Source organism: Saccharothrix espanaensis DSM 44229 (assembly GCF_000328705.1).
GTDB lineage: Bacteria > Actinomycetota > Actinomycetes > Mycobacteriales > Pseudonocardiaceae > Actinosynnema > Actinosynnema espanaense.
In genome coordinates this window covers 5,300,912-5,319,696 of the sequence record NC_019673.1, presented here as the reverse complement: position 1 = coordinate 5,319,696, position 18,785 = coordinate 5,300,912, and the positions used below count along the sequence as shown (strand labels likewise).

At 72.9% G+C, this 18,785-nt stretch carries 18 protein-coding genes; 10 read left to right on the top strand and 8 right to left on the bottom strand.

Annotated features, from left to right (window positions below):
• Window positions 1–13 precede the first annotated feature (13 nt).
• The 5 genes from BN6_RS23155 to BN6_RS23135 are packed head-to-tail and all read left to right on the top strand — an operon-like array spanning window position 14 to window position 5,822.
• Window positions 14–1,339 carry an enoyl-CoA hydratase/isomerase family protein gene (locus BN6_RS23155; protein WP_231904730.1) on the top strand — a complete coding sequence of 442 codons (1,326 nt, stop codon included), beginning with the start codon at window positions 14–16 and terminating at the stop codon, window positions 1,337–1,339.
• Window positions 1,336–2,847 carry an AMP-binding protein gene (locus BN6_RS23150; protein WP_041313695.1) on the top strand — a complete coding sequence of 504 codons (1,512 nt, stop codon included), beginning with the start codon at window positions 1,336–1,338 and terminating at the stop codon, window positions 2,845–2,847. Before BN6_RS23155 ends, BN6_RS23150 begins: the two co-directional genes overlap by 4 nt.
• The gene (locus BN6_RS23145) at window positions 2,844–4,043 is read left to right on the top strand and encodes an ATP-grasp domain-containing protein (protein WP_051075695.1); all 1,200 of its coding nucleotides are present in this window, start codon (window positions 2,844–2,846) and stop codon (window positions 4,041–4,043) included. Before BN6_RS23150 ends, BN6_RS23145 begins: the two co-directional genes overlap by 4 nt.
• Window positions 4,044–4,050: 7 nt before the next feature.
• A complete protein-coding gene (locus tag BN6_RS23140; RefSeq protein ID WP_051075694.1) occupies window positions 4,051–4,692 on the top strand; it encodes an HAD family hydrolase in 642 nt (213 codons plus the stop codon).
• Window positions 4,689–5,822, top strand: a complete 1,134-nt coding sequence (locus BN6_RS23135) for a hypothetical protein (protein WP_041313693.1) — start codon at window positions 4,689–4,691, stop codon at window positions 5,820–5,822. Before BN6_RS23140 ends, BN6_RS23135 begins: the two co-directional genes overlap by 4 nt.
• 32 nt (window positions 5,823–5,854) lie before the next feature.
• Here BN6_RS23135 and BN6_RS23130 read toward each other — a convergent pair whose 3' ends face one another.
• Window positions 5,855–6,937: a branched-chain amino acid aminotransferase gene (locus BN6_RS23130; protein ID WP_015102170.1), complete on the bottom strand. Its 1,083-nt coding sequence runs from the start codon at window positions 6,935–6,937 to the stop codon at window positions 5,855–5,857.
• Between the two features lie 225 nt (window positions 6,938–7,162).
• Window positions 7,163–7,708, bottom strand: a complete 546-nt coding sequence (locus tag BN6_RS23125) for a DUF4360 domain-containing protein (RefSeq protein WP_051075693.1) — start codon at window positions 7,706–7,708, stop codon at window positions 7,163–7,165.
• A 557-nt stretch (window positions 7,709–8,265) separates the two neighbouring features.
• Here BN6_RS23125 and BN6_RS49030 point away from each other — a divergent pair.
• The 4 genes from BN6_RS49030 to BN6_RS23115 all read left to right on the top strand — a co-directional run bounded on the left by BN6_RS49030 (window position 8,266) and on the right by BN6_RS23115 (window position 9,992).
• Window positions 8,266–8,481: a hypothetical protein gene (locus BN6_RS49030; RefSeq protein WP_051075692.1), complete on the top strand. Its 216-nt coding sequence runs from the start codon at window positions 8,266–8,268 to the stop codon at window positions 8,479–8,481.
• Between the two features lie 161 nt (window positions 8,482–8,642).
• Window positions 8,643–9,014 (top strand): hypothetical protein, encoded by a 372-nt coding sequence (locus BN6_RS49025; protein ID WP_015102168.1) that lies wholly within the window; start codon window positions 8,643–8,645, stop codon window positions 9,012–9,014.
• A complete protein-coding gene (locus BN6_RS49020) occupies window positions 8,914–9,480 on the top strand; it encodes a flavin monoamine oxidase family protein (RefSeq protein WP_015102167.1) in 567 nt (188 codons plus the stop codon). The genes BN6_RS49025 and BN6_RS49020 overlap by 101 nt, the downstream gene beginning before the upstream one ends.
• Before the next feature lie 152 nt (window positions 9,481–9,632).
• Window positions 9,633–9,992 (top strand): helix-turn-helix domain-containing protein, encoded by a 360-nt coding sequence (locus BN6_RS23115; RefSeq protein ID WP_015102166.1) that lies wholly within the window; start codon window positions 9,633–9,635, stop codon window positions 9,990–9,992.
• Between the two features lie 10 nt (window positions 9,993–10,002).
• Here the strand turns inward: BN6_RS23115 and BN6_RS23110 are convergent, their stop codons facing one another.
• The 5 genes from BN6_RS23110 to BN6_RS42265 all read right to left on the bottom strand — a co-directional run bounded on the left by BN6_RS23110 (window position 10,003) and on the right by BN6_RS42265 (window position 16,496).
• Window positions 10,003–10,593, bottom strand: a complete 591-nt coding sequence (locus BN6_RS23110; RefSeq protein WP_015102165.1) for a ClpP family protease — start codon at window positions 10,591–10,593, stop codon at window positions 10,003–10,005.
• Window positions 10,590–11,222, bottom strand: a complete 633-nt coding sequence (locus BN6_RS23105; RefSeq protein WP_015102164.1) for a ClpP family protease — start codon at window positions 11,220–11,222, stop codon at window positions 10,590–10,592. The genes BN6_RS23110 and BN6_RS23105 overlap by 4 nt, the downstream gene beginning before the upstream one ends.
• Window positions 11,223–11,398: 176 nt before the next feature.
• Window positions 11,399–12,049 carry a hypothetical protein gene (locus BN6_RS23100; protein ID WP_015102163.1) on the bottom strand — a complete coding sequence of 217 codons (651 nt, stop codon included), beginning with the start codon at window positions 12,047–12,049 and terminating at the stop codon, window positions 11,399–11,401.
• A gap of 408 nt (window positions 12,050–12,457) precedes the next feature.
• Window positions 12,458–13,966, bottom strand: a complete 1,509-nt coding sequence (locus BN6_RS42270) for a methyltransferase domain-containing protein (protein WP_015102162.1) — start codon at window positions 13,964–13,966, stop codon at window positions 12,458–12,460.
• A gap of 337 nt (window positions 13,967–14,303) precedes the next feature.
• A complete protein-coding gene (locus BN6_RS42265; RefSeq protein ID WP_015102161.1) occupies window positions 14,304–16,496 on the bottom strand; it encodes an RICIN domain-containing protein in 2,193 nt (730 codons plus the stop codon).
• A 452-nt stretch (window positions 16,497–16,948) separates the two neighbouring features.
• Between BN6_RS42265 and BN6_RS23085 the strand changes: the two genes are divergently transcribed.
• A complete protein-coding gene (locus BN6_RS23085; RefSeq protein WP_148302974.1) occupies window positions 16,949–17,383 on the top strand; it encodes a hypothetical protein in 435 nt (144 codons plus the stop codon).
• Between the two features lie 108 nt (window positions 17,384–17,491).
• On the opposite strand, the gene BN6_RS23080 is transcribed toward BN6_RS23085, so the two are convergent.
• Complete coding sequence (locus BN6_RS23080; protein ID WP_015102159.1) at window positions 17,492–18,766, bottom strand: cytochrome P450; 1,275 nt, start codon at window positions 18,764–18,766, stop codon at window positions 17,492–17,494.
• Between the last annotated feature and the right edge of the window lie 19 nt (window positions 18,767–18,785).

The following is an 18,785-nucleotide window of genomic DNA, read 5'->3' as shown; positions in this document are numbered from 1 at the left end:
GGGGGATCCGACAGTGCTAATCGACGACACGCCCGCGCTCGGTCGTGGCTTCGACCGGGACGGCACGGCCGCAGCGGCCTTCCTGTCCCGGATGGAGGACGAACTGGCCGCGCTGCCGCCCAAGGCGGAGCGCGACCCGGAGCAGCGGCGCGCCGCGCACACCGTGACCAACGCCGCGCGCCTGGTGCGCCGGAGGTTCATCGAGCAGCACGCCGAGCGGGTGCACGGCGAGCTGACCGACGGCGGTCGCGCCCCGCTGCGCCTGCACGACCTGGTCGACCAGGCCACCGAGCTGTGGCCGGGCCTGGTGCCGACCAAGGCGCAGCAGGAGCGGGAACGCGTGCTGCCCCAGGCGGACAAGGAGGGCCGCGAGGTCGACCTCGGGATCTTCTTCTGGGGCCTGCTGCGCGACGCGACCGCGGGCGACCTGCTCACCGAGGCGATGCGCCGGCCGACGCCGCAGGCGATGGTGGCGCTGCCCGCCTTCCGCTCCACCGGGTTCGCCGACCTCGGCGTGGTCACCGTGCGGCGGGTGGCCGGCGTGTCCGAGATCGACCTGAAGAACCTGCCGTTCCTCAACGCGGAGGACGACATCGTCGTGGCCGCGCTGGAGATCGCGGTCGACCTGGTGCTGCTCGACGACGCCACCGCCGTCGGCGTGCTGCGCGGCGGCACGATGGAGCACCCGCGCTACCGGGGCCGCCGGGTGTTCGGCGCGGGCATCAACCTCACCCGGCTCTACCAGGGCGAGATCTCCCTGCTGGACTTCTTCCTGAGCCGGGAGCTGGGCTACATCAACAAGATCGTCCGCGGCCTGGTCACCGACCGGGACGACTGGCTGACCGACCCGGTGGAGAAGCCGTGGATCGCGGTGGTGGACTCGTTCGCCATCGGCGGCGGCGCGCAGCTCCTGCTGGTCTTCGACCACGTGATCGCCGAGCGGGGCGCGTACTTCACGCTGCCCGCGCTGCGCGAGGGGATCATCCCCGGCGCGGCGAACCTGCGGCTGCCCGGCGCGTCCGGGCCGCGGCTGGCCCGGCAGATGATCTTCCGCGACCGGCGGGTGGACGCCGGCACGCCGGAAGCCGCCGCGCTGTGCGACGAGGTCGTGGACGCGGGGGAGCTGGCCGCCCGCACCACGGCCGCCGCCGACGCGCTGGCCGACCCGGCGGTACTGGCCAACCGGCGGATGCTGCGCCGCTTCGAGGAGCCGGAAGGCCGCTTCCGCGAGTACATGTCCTGGTACGCCTTGGAGCAGGCCCGCCTGCTGCACAGCCCCGACCTGGTGGCGAACCTCGAACGCACCTGGGTCGGCCGACACCCCGGGGGGAAGCGGTGACGCTCTACGAGTGGTTCGACGCGGCGGCGCGGAAGTTCCCCGACCGGACCGCGCTGGAGATCGGGTCCCGGCGGTGGACCTACGCGGAGCTGGAGGAGCGGGCGCTCGCGCTGGCCAAGGCCATCACGGCGGTGCCGGGGCCGACGCCGACCCGGATCGCCCTGGTGTCCACCAAGAAGTTCACCGCCTACGCGGGGTGGCTGGCGATCCAGCGGGTCGGCGCGGGCGTGCTGCCGCTCAACCCCGAGTACCCGCGGGACCGCAACCTCGACATCGCCCAGCGCGCCGGCGTGACGATCGCGCTGGTCGACCCCGGCGCGGACGTGTTCGCCGCGCTGCCCAAGAGGTTCCGGCCCACCGTGATCGGGTTGGACGCCACCGGCGACGGCGCGCTGCCCGACGTGCCGGCCGATCCGGAGCTGGAAGCCTACGTGCTGTTCACCTCCGGCTCGACCGGGCAGCCCAAGGGCGTGCCGATCCTCCAGCGCGGCATCGCCCCGTACGTCGGCTACAACATCGGCCGCTACGAGGTCGACGAGGACTCCCGGCTGTCCCAGGTGTTCGGCCTGACCTTCGACGCCTCGACGTTCGACATGTTCGTCACGTGGGGCGCGGGCGCCACGCTCGTGGTGCCCGACAAGGAAGACCTCTACCGGCCGGTCGACTTCATCGTGCGCAACCGGTTGACGCACTGGTTCTCGGTGCCGTCGGTGATCAGGGTCGCCGAGCAGGTCGGCAACCTGCCCCGCGGGCAGGCCACCACGTTGCGGCACAGCCTGTTCGGCGCGGAACCGGTGACCGTGCAGGACGCCGACATGTGGCACGAGGTTGCGCCCCGGAGCAGGTTCCACAACCTGTACGGGCCGACCGAGGTGACCATCACCTGCACCGAGTACGAGGTGCCCTTCGCCGACCGGGACGCCTGGGCGCGCGGCGCGACCGTCCCCATCGGGCGGATGTACCCGATGTCGGAGGGCGTGGTGCTCGGCGAGGACGGCCGGCCGGCCCAGGACGGCGAACTCTGCCTGCGCGGGCCGCAGCGGTTCGACGGCTACCTGGACCCGAGGGAGAACGCCGGCCGGTTCGTGCGCTACGAGGAAGGCTCGGTCGCCGTCCCCCACGACGGCACCAGCCCGCCGACCCGCGACCTCTGGTACCGCACCGGCGACCGGATCCGCTGGGAGGGCACGGAGATGGTGCACCGGGGCCGGCTCGACCACCAGGTGAAGATCATGGGCCACCGGGTCGAGCTGGGCGAGGTCGAGGCCGCGCTGTACCGGCACCCCGACATCGTCGCGGCCGGCGTCGTCGCGGTCACCGAGGCCGGCGAGACCCGGCTGTGGGCCGGGTACACCGGCACCCCGCTGCCCGGCCCCGACCTCGACCTGTGGCTGCGCGCGCAGGTGCCGGCCCACATGGTGCCCGACCGGGTCCGGCACCTGGACACGCTGCCGCTCAACGACAACGGCAAGACCGACCGCACCAAGCTCGCGGAGGTGCTCGGGTGAAGCTCGTCGTGGTCTACGACACCGGCAGCCTCGCGCCGACCCGGATCGCCGAGGCCGCCGCCGAGATCGACTGCGAGGTGGTGTTCGCGGTCGCCGACTCCGACCACGGCCGGGCCATGCGGCCCACGCTGGAGCTGGTCGGCGCGGTCGTGCCCGCCGACGCGGTCACCGACCTCAAGGCCCACCGGCCGGACGGGATCGTGACGTTCAGCGAGCACCAGCTCGCGCCCACCGTCGCCCTCGCCGAAGCGCTGGACCTGCCCTACCACGCGGCGGCCGACATCGACGCCATCACCCGCAAGGACCGGCAGCGCGCCCGGTTCGCGCAAGCCGGCCTGGAGGCGATCCGGTTCCGGACGCTGACCTCGGTCGACCAGGTGGACGAGGCCGTGGCGCACGTCGGCGTGCCCGCGATCATCAAACCCGTGCTGGGCGCGGGCAGCCGCAACACGACCGTCGTGCACACGTTGGAGGAGTGCCGGCAGTGGGCCGCCGAGGCGCTGGCCACGGAGGAATCGGTGCTGCTGGAGGAAGTCCTCGTCGGTCGGCCGACCGACGGGCCGTGGGCGGACTACATCGCCGTGGACTGCGTGGCGACCGGCGAGCAGGTGCGGCCGGTGTTCGTGACGAGCAAGTTCGCCCTGGCCGAGCCGTTCCGGGAGCGCGGCGGCTACGGCGGGCGGTCCGTCGTGCCGCCCGAGGAGGTCCGCGAGGTCGAGGACCTGGCGTGCCGCGCGGTGCGGGCGCTGGGCATCCGGCGGGGCATGGCGGACGTGGAGATCAAGCTCACCGCGGCCGGGCCCCGGGTCATCGAGGTCAACGGGCGGCTCGGCGCGTGGGTCGACGACCTCGCGATCCGCTCGTCCACCTCGGACCCGGCGGCGGTGGCCGTGCGCTCGGCGGTCGGCGTGGACTTCGACCTGGCCCCGCGCTACGACGGGCCGATCGCGTTCCACTACGTCGTCATCCCGCCGCTGTGGGCGACCGAAGTGCGTTCCCTGCGCGGTGTCGCCCGGCTGCGGCGCACCCCGAACGTCGAGCGGATCGCGGTGCTGACCGCGCCCGGCGCGTCGGTCGACTGGCGGATGGGCACCCGCAGCCACGCGGCGTCGGTGCTGGGCCGCGTGGACGACCACGACCAACTGGCGGAGACGATCGCCGCGATCGAGGAGGTGGACTGGATTGACTACCGGTGAGCACGGTGTGGACCTCCTGATCCTGGACCTGGACGGGGTCCTGGTCGACACCCAGGACGCCGAGGACGGCGCACTGGCCTACCTCGGCACGCTGATGGGCGTGCACCTGGAGCACCACGAGGCGCAGGAGTTGTTCTCCGGCAAGAAGGTGCAGGAGTGCATCGACCTGCTGGAGGGGCTGGCGCACCGCCCGCCGCCGCCGGACGCGGTGCCGATCGTGCGGGCCAAGTGCCGCGAGCTGATCGGCTCCACGCTGGAGCCGGTGCCCGGGGTGCGCGAAGCCCTGGCGCGGGTCGACGTGCCGATGTGCGTGGCGTCCAACAGCCCGCTGGAGCTGATCAAGGAGCGGCTCTCGGACTGCGGGATCATCGACCACTTCGACGGCCGGCTGTACTCGGCCTACGAGGCGGGCGCGTGGAAGCCCGACCCCGGGCTGTTCCGGTGGGCGGCCCGCGACCAGGGCGTGCCCGCCGACCGGTGCCTGGTGGTGGAGGACAGCCTGGTCGGGGTGGACGCCGCCCTGGCGGCCGGCATGAAGGTGTTGCAGTTCAACGTGGTTCCGGTGCGAGCGCCGCACCGGGCGGGCGTGCCGACGTTCTCGTCCATGCACGCGCTGCCGGGTCTGGTGCACGGGGGGAGAAGCTCATGAGCAAGGTGATGGTGCTGGGTGCGGGCGACCTCGGTCGCCGGGTGTTCCACGAGCTCGCGCACGGACCGGGCGACCGGCACGTGCGGCTGGTCGGCCGGGAGGAGGACCCGACGCTGCGCGCGGCGAACCTCAGCCGGTTCAGCGCGCTGCAACGCGGCTACCACCCGACGGTGGACCACGCCACGACCGACCTGAACGACATCGACCGCACCGCCGAGTGCATCGCGGCGTTCGACCCGGACGTGCTGTTCCTGGCGGCGAGCTTCCAGTCCTGGTGGGTGATCACGACGTTGCCGGGGGAGTCGTTCCAGCGGCTGCGCGCGGCCAACTACGGGCCGTGGCTGCCGATGCACCTGGTGCCCGTGCACAAGGCGATGCAGGCGGTCCGGCGGTCCGGCACGAGCGCGGTCGTGGTCAACGCGGCCTACCCGGACGCCGTGCACCCGATCCTTACCTCGGTCGGCCTGTCGCCGGACGTCGGCATCGGCAACGTGGCCAACAACGTGCCCGGCATCCGCGTCGCCGCCGCCGACCTGCTGGGCGTGCCGGTGCCCGAGGTCGACGTGCGGCTGGTGGCCCACCACTACGTGTCGCACCGGCTCTCCCGCGCGGGCGACCCGGGCCGGGCCGGGATGGCGCTGACCATCGGCCACGGCGGGCAGGACCTCACCGACCGGGTGGACACCGCGTCGCTGCTCAAGCGCCTGCCGCTGGAGTACCGGCGGACCGGCGGGATGCCGGGCCAGGCGATGACCGCCGCGTCCGCGCTCAGCGTGCTGGTCCCGCTGGCCGACCGCCGCGACGCCCTGGTGCACGCGCCCGGACCGGGCGGGCTGGTGGGCGGCTACCCGGTCGCGATCGAGGGCGGACGCATCCGGACGGCGCTGCCGGACAGCGTGTCGCTGGAGGAGGCCGTCGCGGTCAACCTCAGCGGGCAGGTGCACGACGGCATCGACGCCATCGACGCCGACGGCACCACCCACTTCGAACCGTCGTCCATGGCGGTGCTGACCGCGGAGCTGGGCTACGAGTGCCGCACGATGCGGCTGGACGAGGCGGAGGGCCGGGCCGCGGAGATCCGCGAGCGGTTCGAGGTCTACCGGGGCCGCGCGGTCGCCTCGGCGAGCTGACCGCGCGGCCACCCGGTGACCGGGTCATCCGGTCACTCGGCGAGCCGGTACCGCCAGCCCCGCACGTCCTCGACTCGGCCGCGCTGCACGTCGGTCAGCGCGGCCAGCAGTCGGCCCGCCACCGGCCCGGTGCCCACGGCGAACCCGCCGTCCCGCTCGACCACCCGCCCGATCGGCGTCACGACGGCCGCGGTGCCGCAGGCGAACGCCTCGGTCATCGCGCCGGACGTGGCGTCGGCCCGCCAGTCCGCCAGCGACACCCGCCTCTCCTCGACGGTCAGCCCGAGGTCGGCGGCGAGCGCGAGCACCGACGCGCGGGTGATGCCGGGCAGCAGCGTGCCCGACAGCGGCGGCGTCACCAGACGGTCGCCGTAGCAGAAGAAGATGTTCATCGCGCCCATCTCCTCGACCCACCGGTGTTCGGCGGCGTCGAGCCACACCACCTGCCGGCAGCCGTGCTCGGCGGCCTCCACCTGGGCGGCGAACGCGCCGGCGTAGTTGCCCGCGCACTTGGCCTCGCCGGTCCCGCCGACCGAGGCCCGCGCGTACCGGCTGCCCGCCCACACCGACACCGGCGGCGCGTCGGTGCCGAAGAAGTTCTCGACCACCAGGGCCAGCACCAGCAGCCGGTAGCCGGCGGCGGGCCGCAACGCCAGCGACGCGTCCGTGCCGTACAGGACCGGCCGCAGGTAGAGGCTCTGGCTGTCGTCGGCGGGCACCCAGCGCCGATCCGCGGCCACGAGTTCGGCCAAGGACTCCAGGAACAGCTCCACCGGCGGTTCGGGCATCGCCAGCCGGGCCGCCGACCGCCGGAACCGCTCGGCGTGCTCGACCGCCCGGAACGCGGCCACCGCCCCGTCCGGCTGCCGGTACGCCTTGAGCCCCTCGAACACGACCTGCCCGTAGTGCAGGCCCGCCATCGCCGGGTCCATCGGAACCGGTTGGTAGGGCAGCACCTCGGCGTCGTGCCACTCCCGTTCCGCCGACCACCGGCACGACACCACGTGCTCGGTCGTCACCTCGCCGAACCCGGGCGCGGCCACCCGCCGCGCCAGCTCCGCGGCGGACAGCCGCCGCTCGTCGGCCAGAACCGTTCTGCTCCAGGCAATCCCCATCCTCCCACCCTAGGGCGGGAACCCGCCGGACGGGCGTCGGAGCGACGAAGCGATTCCACCCGACCCCGGCCCCGGACCGTGCCGGCACGGCCGGGCGTGACCAGGCCCGGACCTCCGCTTCGGAGGTCCGGGCCTGGTCACCCGTGGCACCGGGGTGCCGTGACCGGTGGTCCTCTGTGGATCTTGCTGCCGGGTTGCGGTCCGGTTGTCCGGAATCCTCGCCGATCAGCAGGGTTTGACGACGAACTCGTGCCTCGCCCGGATCGAGCCCTGGCTGGACTCCGCCCGGATGTAGCTGCGCAGGGACGGGTTGCTGCTGCCGGGGTCCACCCGCAGTTCCGCGTTGATGTTGAGGATCCGGGCGTCACCGCAGGGGGAGTAGTCGATCTCGCCCTCCGCCGGCCGGTAGACCGACCGCCACTGCTCTGACATCGGGCCGCGGTAGGGGAAGCCCAGCGTGGTGCTCGCGGTCGAGCCCTGGAAGTAGAAGCTGATCTGGTTGAGCGCGGTCGCTCCCGCTTCGAGGTGGGCGTAGCCCGTGTAGGACGTCCGGGCCAGGCCGTAGGTGTAGCCCGGCGGCAGGTCGGCCCGGATGCCGAGGTGGCAGTTCTTCCGGGCGTCGACCGGATCCGCGCCGCCGCCGGCGCGGGCGACGAAGGCGTCGTAGGTGACGCTGAAGGTCCCGCCGTGCTCGGATGCCTCGGCCGTGCCCGAGGGACAACCCGATCCGTTGACGGCCACCACCTCGACCCGCCCCGGGGTGTCGGGCACGTCGGGATCGTCGGCACTGCCGGCGGGAACCACCGTTGATAGGACCAAGAGCGTTGCCGCTGCCATGGTCAGCATGACGAACCTCTCTGGACGAGTGCTCGGCGGCGGCCGCACCAGACGGTAGCGGCAGTGCCCGGGGCGGTACTCCACCGGATGGTCGATCGTGCCTGCCCTCATTCACCGGGCACCGCCCTCGTGACCGGTTCCCCCAGGCAGAGGTCCCAGGTGAGGATGGGGGAGCGCGCCGCGGTGCGCGGTCGACCTCCCCACCCCGTGACCCGAGGGCACCGACCTGACAGATCCGACCGCGCAACGCCGTGCCGACCTGGAACGGGCCGTTGGCGGCACAGATCGGCAGCGGGTGCCTTCCGGGTGCCGGCCCGTGCGTCCCAGCAGCGGCATTCCATCCACAAAGGACTAGAAAACCCTCTGCTATAGGAATATTCGTGGTGATGTGACGTTGAGCGACCGTTTCCAGCCCTGGACGACGGCCCGCGTGTGGTGGTCGGATCGTGGCGACACGCGGGTAGTCGACTGGGGGAGTGCAGAGGTCAGCTGTGACACGCCGGCGTTTCCTGGAGGCCGTCGGTTTGACGGGCGGCGCGGGCCCGATGTTCCACACGATGGGCGCGCTGGGGTTGGCGCCCGAAGCCTCCGCCGCGCCGTACGTGCCGCCGAGGTCGGGCGACCTGGATCCGGCCGCGCGCGGCCGGCGGGTCGTCGTGCTCGGTGCGGGGGTCGCCGGGTTGACCACGGCGTACGAGTTGGGCTAGGCCGGGTACGAGTGCGTGGCCCTGGAGGCGCGGGACCACTCGGGCGGGTGCGGACCGTGCGGGGCGGCGACCGCGAGCGCGACCTGGACGGGCACGTTTAGACCGCCGGGTTCTCCTCGGGGGAGTACTTCAACGCCGGGGCGGCGCGGATCGCCCAGTCCATGATCACCCTGGACTACTGCCGGGAGCTGGGGATCCCCATCGAGCCCTTCGCCGACCAGAACGCCGACGCGCACCTCTACCACGACGCGGTCGACCCGCGTGCCACCACGATGCGCGCGGCCAAGGCCGACACCTTCGGCTACCTCTCGGAGCTGCCGGCCAAGCCCACCGACCGGGGCGCGCTGGACGGCGAGCTGTCGCCCGAGGACAAGGACCGCCTGCTCGCGTTCCTGGAGTCCTTCGGCAGCATCGGCGGCCGGGCCGGGCCGGATCCGGTACCGGTGCGAGGTCCGGTCGATCACCAACCGGGAGGACGGGGTGGAGGTCGGCTACCGGGACCGGCACGGCGTGCTCCGGGTGGGTCGCGGTGACTTCTGCGTCGCCGCGCTGCCCCTGCACCTGCTGGCCCGGATCCCGCACCTCGGCCGGGAGGTCACCGCCGCGCCGGTCACCCCGGTGCCGTACCCGGTTGGCAAGCTCGGGATCGAGTACGGTCGCCGCTGGTGGGAGCAGGACCTGCGGCTCTACGGCGGGATCACCCGCAACGACCGGCTCCGGCGGACGCTCGACCAGGGCGCGAAGATCTACGGCGACGTGTTCCGGCGCGACGTGCGGGCGTCGTTCTCGGTGGGGTGGAAGCGGACGCCGTTCAGCGAAGGCGGGTGGGTCGAGTGGGCCTCCCCCGACTTGCCCGAGTACCGGCTGCTGACCCGGCCCGCCGGCCGGGTCTACTTCGCCGGCGACTGGCTCAGCCACTGGATCTCCTGGCAGAATGGCGCTTTCCTGTCCGCCCGTGACGCGGTCACCGCGATCCACCGCCGCGTCGCCGCCGGCTGACACCCCCGCCCCGCCGCCGGTTCGTCGTGGCACCGGCCGGCGTTCGCTGCGAGCGGAACCGGTGCCTGGCGACCGGAGTGGTGGGCGGGTGGGTGTTCCGCTGCGAGCGGAACGGGGGTTCGCCGGCGGTGGGCGGGTGTCAGGATGACCGCATGGCGGAGATCCTTCCCTTTCACCGGAGCCGTGCGGCCTCCTCGGGGCGCGAGTCCGGGGCCAGGCCCGAGCCGTTGTGGCGCGAGGTGCTCGGGCGGAGCCTGCGGTCCACTCGGGAGGAGCAGGGCGGGCGGCTGGTCGACGTCGCCGAGCGGGCCGGGATCTCGCCGCAGTACCTGTCCGAGATCGAGCGCGGGCTCAAGGAACCGTCGAGCGAGATGATCGCCGCGGTGGCCGGTGCGCTCGGTCTCGACCTGGCCGGGTTGCTGGTCGGCATCACCGGCGGCATCCGGCAGCGCCGCATCGCGGGCCCCGCGGTCGGTCGCCGTCCCGCGGGCCCGGTGCTCCTGGCGGCCTGAGGCCACGCCCTCAGGTGCGGTGTTCCAGCACGTGGTCCGCGAGGCCGTAGCGGACCGCGCCCGCCGCGTCGAACACGCGGTCGCGGTCGGTGTCGTGCCGCAGTTGCGCGACCTCGTGCCCGGTGTGCGCGGAGAGGATCTCCTCCAGCTGGGTGCGCACCCGCACGACCTCGTCGGCCTGCAGGATGAGGTCCGGGATGGTGCCCCGGCCCTGCGCCGCGGGCTGGTGCAGCACGACCCTGGTGTGCGGCAGCACGAACCGCTGCCCGGCCCGGCCCGCCGCCAGCAGCACCGCGCCGGCCGCGACCGCCTGGCCGATGCACGTCGTGACCATCGGTGCCTTGATGTAGCGCATGGTGTCGTACAGCGCGAGCATCGCGGACGGGTCGCCGCCCTCGCAGTTGATGTAGAGGTTGATCTCCCGCTCGGGGTTGTCCGCCTCCAGGTACAGCAGTTGGGCGATCAGCGCGTTGGCCACGCCGGAGTCGATCGCGGTCCCGAGGTAGACGATCCGCTCCGAGAGCAGGTGCGAGTAGACGTCCATGATCCGCTCGCCGCCGACGCCGCGGGTGATCACGTTTGGGATGGTGTAGGTGCTCACGCGAGTGCTCCCGTCGTCTTGCCGAGTCCGAGTCCGAGTTCGTGCCTGCGCACCGGCACGACCTGGCCGAGCTCTTCGACCACGTGGTCGATGAAGCCGTACTCGCGGGCCTGCTCGGTGGTGAACCAGCGGTCGTGCAGGGAGTCGGTGAAGATCTGCTCGATGGGCTGGCCGGTGTCCTGCGCGATGAGCGAGAGCACGGTGTCCCGGGTGTACCGCAGGTCGTCGGCCTGCACCTCCACCTCGACCGCGGACCCGCCGATGCCCGCCGACCCCTGGTGCATCAGGATGCGGGCGTGCGGGAGGGCGAAGCGCTTGCCCGGGGTGCCGGCGGACAGCAGGAACTGCCCGGCGCTGCACGCCAGCCCGAGCGCGAGCGTGGCCACGTCGCACGGCACGAGCCGCATCACGTCGCGGATGGCCAGCATCGCGGGGACCGATCCGCCCGGCGAGTGGATCCACAGCGCGATGTCCTTGTCGGGATCGTCCGCGGCGAGCGAGAGCAGCTGCGTGGCGAGCACGGTCCCGTTGTCGTCGTCCAGCCCGCCGTCGAGGACCAGCACCCGCTGACTGAGGAATCGCTCGCGGAGCCGGTGGTCGAACAGCGGCTGCCTCTCGGTGGTCGTCATGCCCCAGACGATGCCGCCCCGGTGCCGGAGTCCGCCGGTATCTCTGCTGTGGGCGGATCAGCCCAGGGCTGACGGGCGCCGCCCCCCCAGGCTGACGGGCGCCGACCCCCGTCGACGCGACAGGCCCGCGCGCACGCGGGCCTGTCGGGTCTACTGTGGACGGACGGGGGGCTTGCTCACACGCACGGCGGCCGGTAGCCGTCGATCTTCAGCTCGCGGAACTCGATCTTGTTGGCGGTCTTGCCGACGAAGACCAGGCCGCGCGCCTCGCTCAGCGCGGAGGCGAACGAGTGCGCCGGCTTGCCCAGTTCGGGCAGCCAGGTCCACTTGTCGGGGGTGAGCGGGAAGAACTTCCGCACCAGCTTCCCGCCGGTGGACGGCACCAGCGTGAGCCACTTGTCGCCGCCGCTCCACTGCGAGGCCGGTCGCAGTTGGACGTAGAGGTCGTCGGTCGCGCTGTAGGTCATCCAGAAACCGGACGAACCGGAGAGATCGGCCTGCGCCTCGAACTTGTTGCCCAGCCACACGACCACCACGTGCCACTCGGCCTTGAGGAACGCCACCTTGGCCGCGTAACCGTTGCCCCGGCGCACGAGCAGGCTGCCGGTGGCCGGCACCGTCGTGCCCTCGCCGGAAGCGAGCCACTGCTGCAACCGGTCGATCGACGGGGTCGCGCACTCGCAGCCCGGTCTGGTCGGCGGCCTGCCGCCGGTCGCGGAGACGTCCGCGTGGGCGACGGTGGTGGTGGCGACGAGGGAAAACGCCACTAAGGAGACGAACGCCGCGACTACCTTGCCGAACGCGACCGTTACACGACCGAGCGTCACACTTCCGCGCATTCCTCGGAAGCTAGCACATCGACCGGGGCGGCGGTGATCGCGCCGATTCGGCCTGTGGTGCCAAGGATTCGGGCGGTGTGGCCGACCGTCCGCCGATCGGACCAGCCCGCCGTCCGACGGCCGGTCGTAGGGCGGTGGCCGCCGCCGGGTCGCTCAGGAGAGCGAAGGCGGGGACCGTCCGGATCGGTCTGCGCACTGTCCACGGCAGACAGATCGGGACTTCCCACCGCCGCGATCCGGGTCCACCAGGAGCGGTGGTCGCTGGCGTGCGCCCTCACGTTCCGCCGTGCAGGACGAGGGCGGCGGGGGATAGCGCGCCGAGGTCGTCGCGAGTGTCGATGATGACCGCCTCCAGACGGTCCCGGCCGCTGTCGGACGTCGCGCCACCGAGGCCGGTCAGGGGGTGAGGGGGAGTCGGACGACGGGGGAGCCGTTGAGGCTGAACCAGCAGACCCGCTCGCTCACCAGGTCGAACTCCACCGACACCGGGCGTTCGGGCCCGGTCGGGATCTCCACCCGCACCGGGAGCGCGACCTCCTCGCCGGGCTCGATCGGGCTGTCGGACAGGGCGAGCCGCTCCAGGTCGCGGGTGGTGAGGTCGGCCTGGCGCAGGCGGACGCCCAGGCTGACCCCGCCGAAGCCGGTGGCGGCCGGCAGCCAGACCCGGCTGCCCGTGTTGCGGATCCGGCAGGTGCCGGTCAGCACGGTGGTGTCGCCGGCCGCGGTGAGCGCCACGTCGTCCACGGCCAGGCCGGCGGTCAGGCCCTGCTGCTCGCGGCTGTCCGGGGCCTGCTCGCCCGCCACCCGGAGCACGAACATCCGGCGGCCGTCGATCGCCGCGCGGGTCAGCGCCACGAAGTGGTCGCCCTCCTCCCCGCCCGCGACCACGGCCCGGAAGGTGGGGATGTCGACCCAGCTCGGCGCGGTGTCGACCGGGCACAGGCGCAGGTCGACGAACCCGGCGTCGCGCGCCCACTCCCAGACGTCCTCGATCACGACGTCGTTCTCGATGACGCCGTAGTGCCGCATCTCGTACTGCGACTGCGGCTGGATCGAGTGCCGGTCGCCCGGCTCGGCGAACGCGGCGATGCCGCCGGGGCGCAGGACCCGGGCCATCTCCTGGAGCACCTCGGCCGGGTTGGGCACGTGGTGGAAGGCGTCGAAGGACAGGATCCGGTCCACGCTGGCGTCGGGCAGGTCGATCCGCCGACCGTCGAAGACCAGGAACTCCGGCTCGTGGTGCGCGCCCGGCACGGGCTGCTCGGCGAACAGCCGCCGGCCGAGGTCGAGCGCGGTGGGCGAGACGTCCAGCGCCACCACCCGGCACCCGAGGCGGGTCAGGTAGCGGCTGGTCCAGCACGTCCCGGCCCCGAAGTCGAGCACCCGCATCCCGGGGTACGGGCGCAGGCCGCGCAGCACCTGGCCGAACGTCGTCAGCAGGTCGGCCGCGTCGCCCACCTCGCGGAACGGCTTGGTCAGCAGGACGTCGGGCTCCGCCACCGCGCGGAAGTAGCCCTCGGCGCGCTCGGAGAGCTCCTCCAACGTGACGTTGGCGATCATCTCGGCCACGTCGATCAGGTCGGGGTCGGGCTCGGCGACCTCGTCGTCCCCGGCCTCCGGGGCGTCCTGCTCGGCGTCCGGCTCGGGTTCGGGGTCCGGTTCGAGGCGCTGGGCGAACTCCGCCGAGGACGCGAGGCTCGCGCACACGTCCGCGACGGTCGCCCCGCCGGAACCGAGGGCCGTCACGAAGTGGGCCACCCCGTCCGGGTCGCCGGGCCGGCCGAGGATCAACCGGTAGGCCCGGTCAACCACGGCGGGCCAGTCCTCGGGTTGCCCGCTCTCCTGGGTCTCGGTCACCGGGTCGGCACTGTCGGTGACCGGGGACCCGTCGCGTTCGCTGTGCACGGTGGAAAGTTACACGGCGGCTCCACCGGCCGACCCGCGTGAACGGGTCGCCCGATCGTCTACATCGGACCACCTGCGGCCCGACGTGCGGCGGCTCCCGGCGTCACTCCTGGTGAGACCCGGTCGTCCGCCGAGGCCCGCAGCTCGGTGCCGGGGGAGCCGCCCCGGGACGTCGTGCCTGGTCGCCCCTACCGCGCGTGTCCGTTCCGTCCGTGTCGCGGTACTGCTCCGATCGGGCGCTCGGCCGGGGCCGGTTGCCGACCGGCACCGGGATCCGGTCCGGGGGGACGCCCGGGGTGGACGGAAGGTCCACCCCGGGCTGCCGGTCCGCCTCGGCTCACGGACCGCCGCGCAGCACCCGGGCGCTGCGGACGGTGACGTCGGACGAACCCCCGTTGTAGACGCGGAAGTCCATTCCCGCTGGTTGAGCACCCCGGAACGACGCATCCGAAAGGGTGAAGATCGCCGTCTTCAGGGTGCCCGAGCCGGTGTTGGCGACAGTCGGGGTCGAGACGGTCGCGGCGGTCGCCGTGCTGTACTGGAGACTCCACCTCGCGGTCCCGGTGTCGCGGTAGGTGACCGCGATCCGGAAGCTGCGCTCGGTCGTCGGCGCGAACCGGCTGTCCACGTCGAAGTAGATGTGGTCGTTGCCGCTGGCGTGGTCGGTGCGCCGGGCGAAGTACGTCACGGCCGGCTGGGTCGAGCCGCCCTCGCCGACCTTGCAGAACCCGTACTGGTCCGGGGCCCAGGTGTGCTGGTCGGTCAGGGTCGTGCGCCCGCCGGACGCCACGTCGCGTTGCAGCAGGAACTTCTCGTAGTTGTGGTAGCGGCGGGTGCCGTTGTAGCAGCCGTCGTAGGACATCTGGAGGGTCGCCCAGGCGTCCGGCGAGGTGGTGACCGGGTAGCCGGCGCTCTGCCGGAAGTAGTCGCGCAGCGCGGCGAACCGCGGGTGGGCCGCGTCGTTGGCCCCGGTGCGCAGGTCGTGCGGGAAGACCGCCCAGTTGTGGCCCTTGCGCAGCATGTTCAGCACGGCCAGGCGGTAGTAGTCGTAGTTGCCGAACACGCCGGCCAGGTTCGCTATCTCGAACTCGTTGCCGTAGAACGACATGCCGTCGCGCCCGATCTCGTGGACCGTCTTGGCGGTCAGGTAGTGGTGCGACTGGCCGGGTTGCGCGCCGACCGGGGTCGGCTGGACGACGGTCGTGTCCTGGCCGATCAGCGGCTGCCGCAACTGCGCGGTGACGCTCTCGCCGTTGCCTTCGCGCAGTTGCGTGCCCAGGGTCCGCAGCGCGTACTCCGACACCCACTTCGGCGCTCCGGGCGCGGTGTCGCCGGGCAGGTTCCACTCGCCGGCGCTGGTCCAGACGACCTTCTTCGGGCCGACCGCCGTTGCCCACGCGTCGATGATGTCCTTCGCGTAGGTGCGCAGGACCTCCGGGGTCAGGCCCTTGCCGACCGCGTCCTGGTAGACGCTGTTGGGCATCCAGAACTCGCCGTCGTTGAAGGTCGTGGCGTAGGCGTACCGGACGCGCGCATCGGTCCGGTAGGGGCCGAACATCCCGGTGATGAAGCGGACGACCTCGCGGCGCGGGCACGCGTCCCACAGCGCCAGGCCCCACGGCGCCGAGCCGTTGTTGACCACCTTCACCGGTGTTCCGGCCGCCGCGCACTTGTCGAGCACCCACTGCGGGGCGTGCGGCTTGCCGGTGTTGTCGACGGTGCCCAGGATCGTCCAGATCAGCGCCGTCCGGCCCGCCGCGCCGAGCTGGTCGAGGCTGTAGGAGTAGGAGCCGGTGGTGCTGTCGATCCGGTCCCGCCGGTAGACCCCTTCGGCGGGGTTGAGGTCGCGCCAGTAGGCGCCCACCCAGTGCAGGTCGGTGGTCGGGCTCCAGGTGATCGCCGGGCCCCAGATCTGGTTGAGGCCGCCGTGCGGGCTCTTGGCGGGGTACCGCGACGGCAGTGCCCAGTACTCGCCGTCGCGGACCTCCACCGTGGCGGGCCGGGTCGAGGGCCCGGTGGTCCAGGTCTGGTTGGGCTTGCCGGAGCAGTCGAAGAGCGTGGTCGGGGCGCCGTCGGTCGGTTCGCCGCGCTGGACGTCGATGCACCGGTTGCTCGGCACGTGGACGAAGCGGTACTGGCCGGCGCTGCCGGTGGCCTGCTTGGTCCACTGCTGGGCCGCGGTGCTGTCGCAGGTCCGCTGCTCCAGCCCGGTGAGGTTGGCGGTCGCGCCCCCGATCGGCTGGACGCACTTGCCGCTGTTCAGCGCGACGAGCTGGATGCGCCCGTTGCCCGCGTCGCGCGCTGTCCAGCTCTGGTTGGTCGCGCCGGTGCACTCCCACTGCTCGATCACCGCGCCGTCGTGGACCGCTTGCGGGCCACCGCGCACGTCGAGGCACTTGCCGGAGTGCAGTGCGACGACCGTCGTAGCCGCAGCTGCCCGAGCGGCACCGGCCGGGCCGACCGGTGCCGCGATCGCCCCGGTCAGCAGGGTCAGCGCCACCACCGGTGCGAGCCGTAATCGTCGTCTCATCAGGAGTTCTCCCTCGGTGGAGGTGCGGCGACCGCCGCGCCTGGCGACAAATCGCAGCACGACTACCCACCGGAGAGATCGTCTACACTCGGAGAAGAAAATTCTCCCCGACACCGGTCGGCGCGCGCGGCCGGTGCGGGACTTCGGGATCCCGGGCCGCGGGCCGGCCGGTGGCGGGCAGCGGCGGGCGTGGTGGGCGTGGCCGACCCGCTCTGTTGCAACGAGCCGCCGCCGGTCGGCAGCGGCTGCCCGGCGGGGCAGGTGGTCATGATGCCCGGTGGCGCGGTCGGAGCCGGCTGCCATTGTCCATTGTGGACAATGTTAACGTTTCGTTGCCACGGCAAGGCGTTGGTTGGCAAGGGTGGCGGGGTGTGACGGTCGACGCCCCCGGATGGCGGTAGGTGTGCCGCTGGGTGCTCGGCACACTCGGAGAGGTCCAGACCAATCTCACCATGGGGGTCATCGTGGGGCACTCAACCACCCGCAGGCGCACCGTCCGCACTGTTGCGGCCCTGGCCATGGCGGCCGGCGCGCTCACCGTCACGGCGGGTCCGTCGGTCGCGGCGACGGCGGCGGGGACCGCCGCGGCGAGCGGCTGCGTCACCACCAACATCCACAACGTCCCGTCGGCGCGTGAAGCCGGCTGGACGGTCGACTGCACCGACCGCCGGTACGTCTACGCCGACGTCGTCGTGTTCGCCGGGGGCGTCGCGGACAGCAACCCCAGCGAGGGCAAGTGGGTCGACGCCGGGACCACCTGGCAGGACCTCAACGTCTACCCGCAGACCACGCCCGCGATCGACCACATCTGCGTGCACCTGGTCAGCTACATCGACCCGACCGACCCGTTCGAGCAGCCTTCGGTCATCGGGCACTCCTGCGTGTGACCCGGTGACCGGCGGCGTGGCCCGAGGCAGGGCCGCGCCGACGCCGGCACCGCCTCGCGGCCGTCCCGGTGCGACCCACCGGGACGGCCGCACCCGTGCGCCTGCGGGTCACCCGCGCAGGCGCACCGGGAGCCTGATCGCGCCCCGGATGTTGCGCGACGGCAGCCGTCGCACCGGGCCGGACAGGCGCAGGTCGGGGAACCGCCGGAACAGCAGGCGCACGGCCGTCGCGGCCTCCAGCCGGGCCAGGCCCGCGCCGACGCAGTAGTGGATGCCCGAGGAGAACGACAGGTGGTCGCGGGCGTTGGGGCGGTCCGGGTCCAGCGTCGCGGGGTCGGGGAACACCTCCGGGTCGCGGTTCGCCCCGCCCAGCAGGACGACCACCATCGCGCCCTGGGCCAGGTCGACGCCTTCGACGGTCGCCGGTTCGGTCGCCGCGCGGACCGTGTACTGCACCGAGGAGTCCCAGCGCAACACCTCTTCGACCAGGTTCGGCGCGATGTCGGGGTCGGCCAGCAGCCGCGCCCGCGCCCGGTCGTCGGTGAGCAGGACGAGCGCCGCGTTGCCGATCAGGTTGAGCGTGGTCTCGTAGCCGGCGAGCATCAGCAGCTCCACGGTCGCCAGCAGGTCCTCCCTCGCCCAGCCCGTCGCACCCGCGTGCGCCTCGATGACGCCGCTGACCAGGTCGTCGCCCGGGTGGCGGCGGCGCCGGTCGACCAGGTCGGCGAAGAACGCCTCCACGTCCACCAGGGTCTCGCGCACCCGCCGCAGCTCGGCCACCGAGCGGACCCCGTCCAGCGTGGGCCCCAGGATCGCGCCCCACCGGGTGAACCTCGGGTAGTCCACCGCCGCGATGCCGAACATCTCGCAGATGATCCGGATCGGGATGCGGGCGGCGAACTCGTGCACCAGCTCGGCTTCCGCGCGGCCGTCGAACTCGTCGAGGAACTCGGTGACGACCTTCTCCACGGTCGGGGTCAGCTCGCGCATCGCGCGCGGCGTGAACCACGGCGCGACCGCCCGGCGCAGGCGGGTGTGCCGCGGCGGGTCGAGGGCGATGAACGAGTCGTCCACCGGGTGGATCGGGCGGCGGCCCTCGGCGTCGCGCAGCAGCACCTTCATGTCCATCAACGCGGCCCGGGTGTCGACGCCGAACCTCGGGTCGCGCAGGATCGCGTCGCCGACCCGGTGCGACGCGGTGACGTGCAGGCCGAGCTTGCTGCGGCTGAGCGGGCCCTGGCGGCGCGCCTGTTCGTAGAGCGGGTACGGGTCGGTGCCCGGCTTGGCCGACACGACCCGGGCCAGCGGGTCACCCTGCCACGCGCGGGTGCGCGTGACGGCGTCGAAGCCGAGCAGCATGGCCCGGAGTTGCAGGGTGCGCATGGCGGTCCTGTTCTGCGTC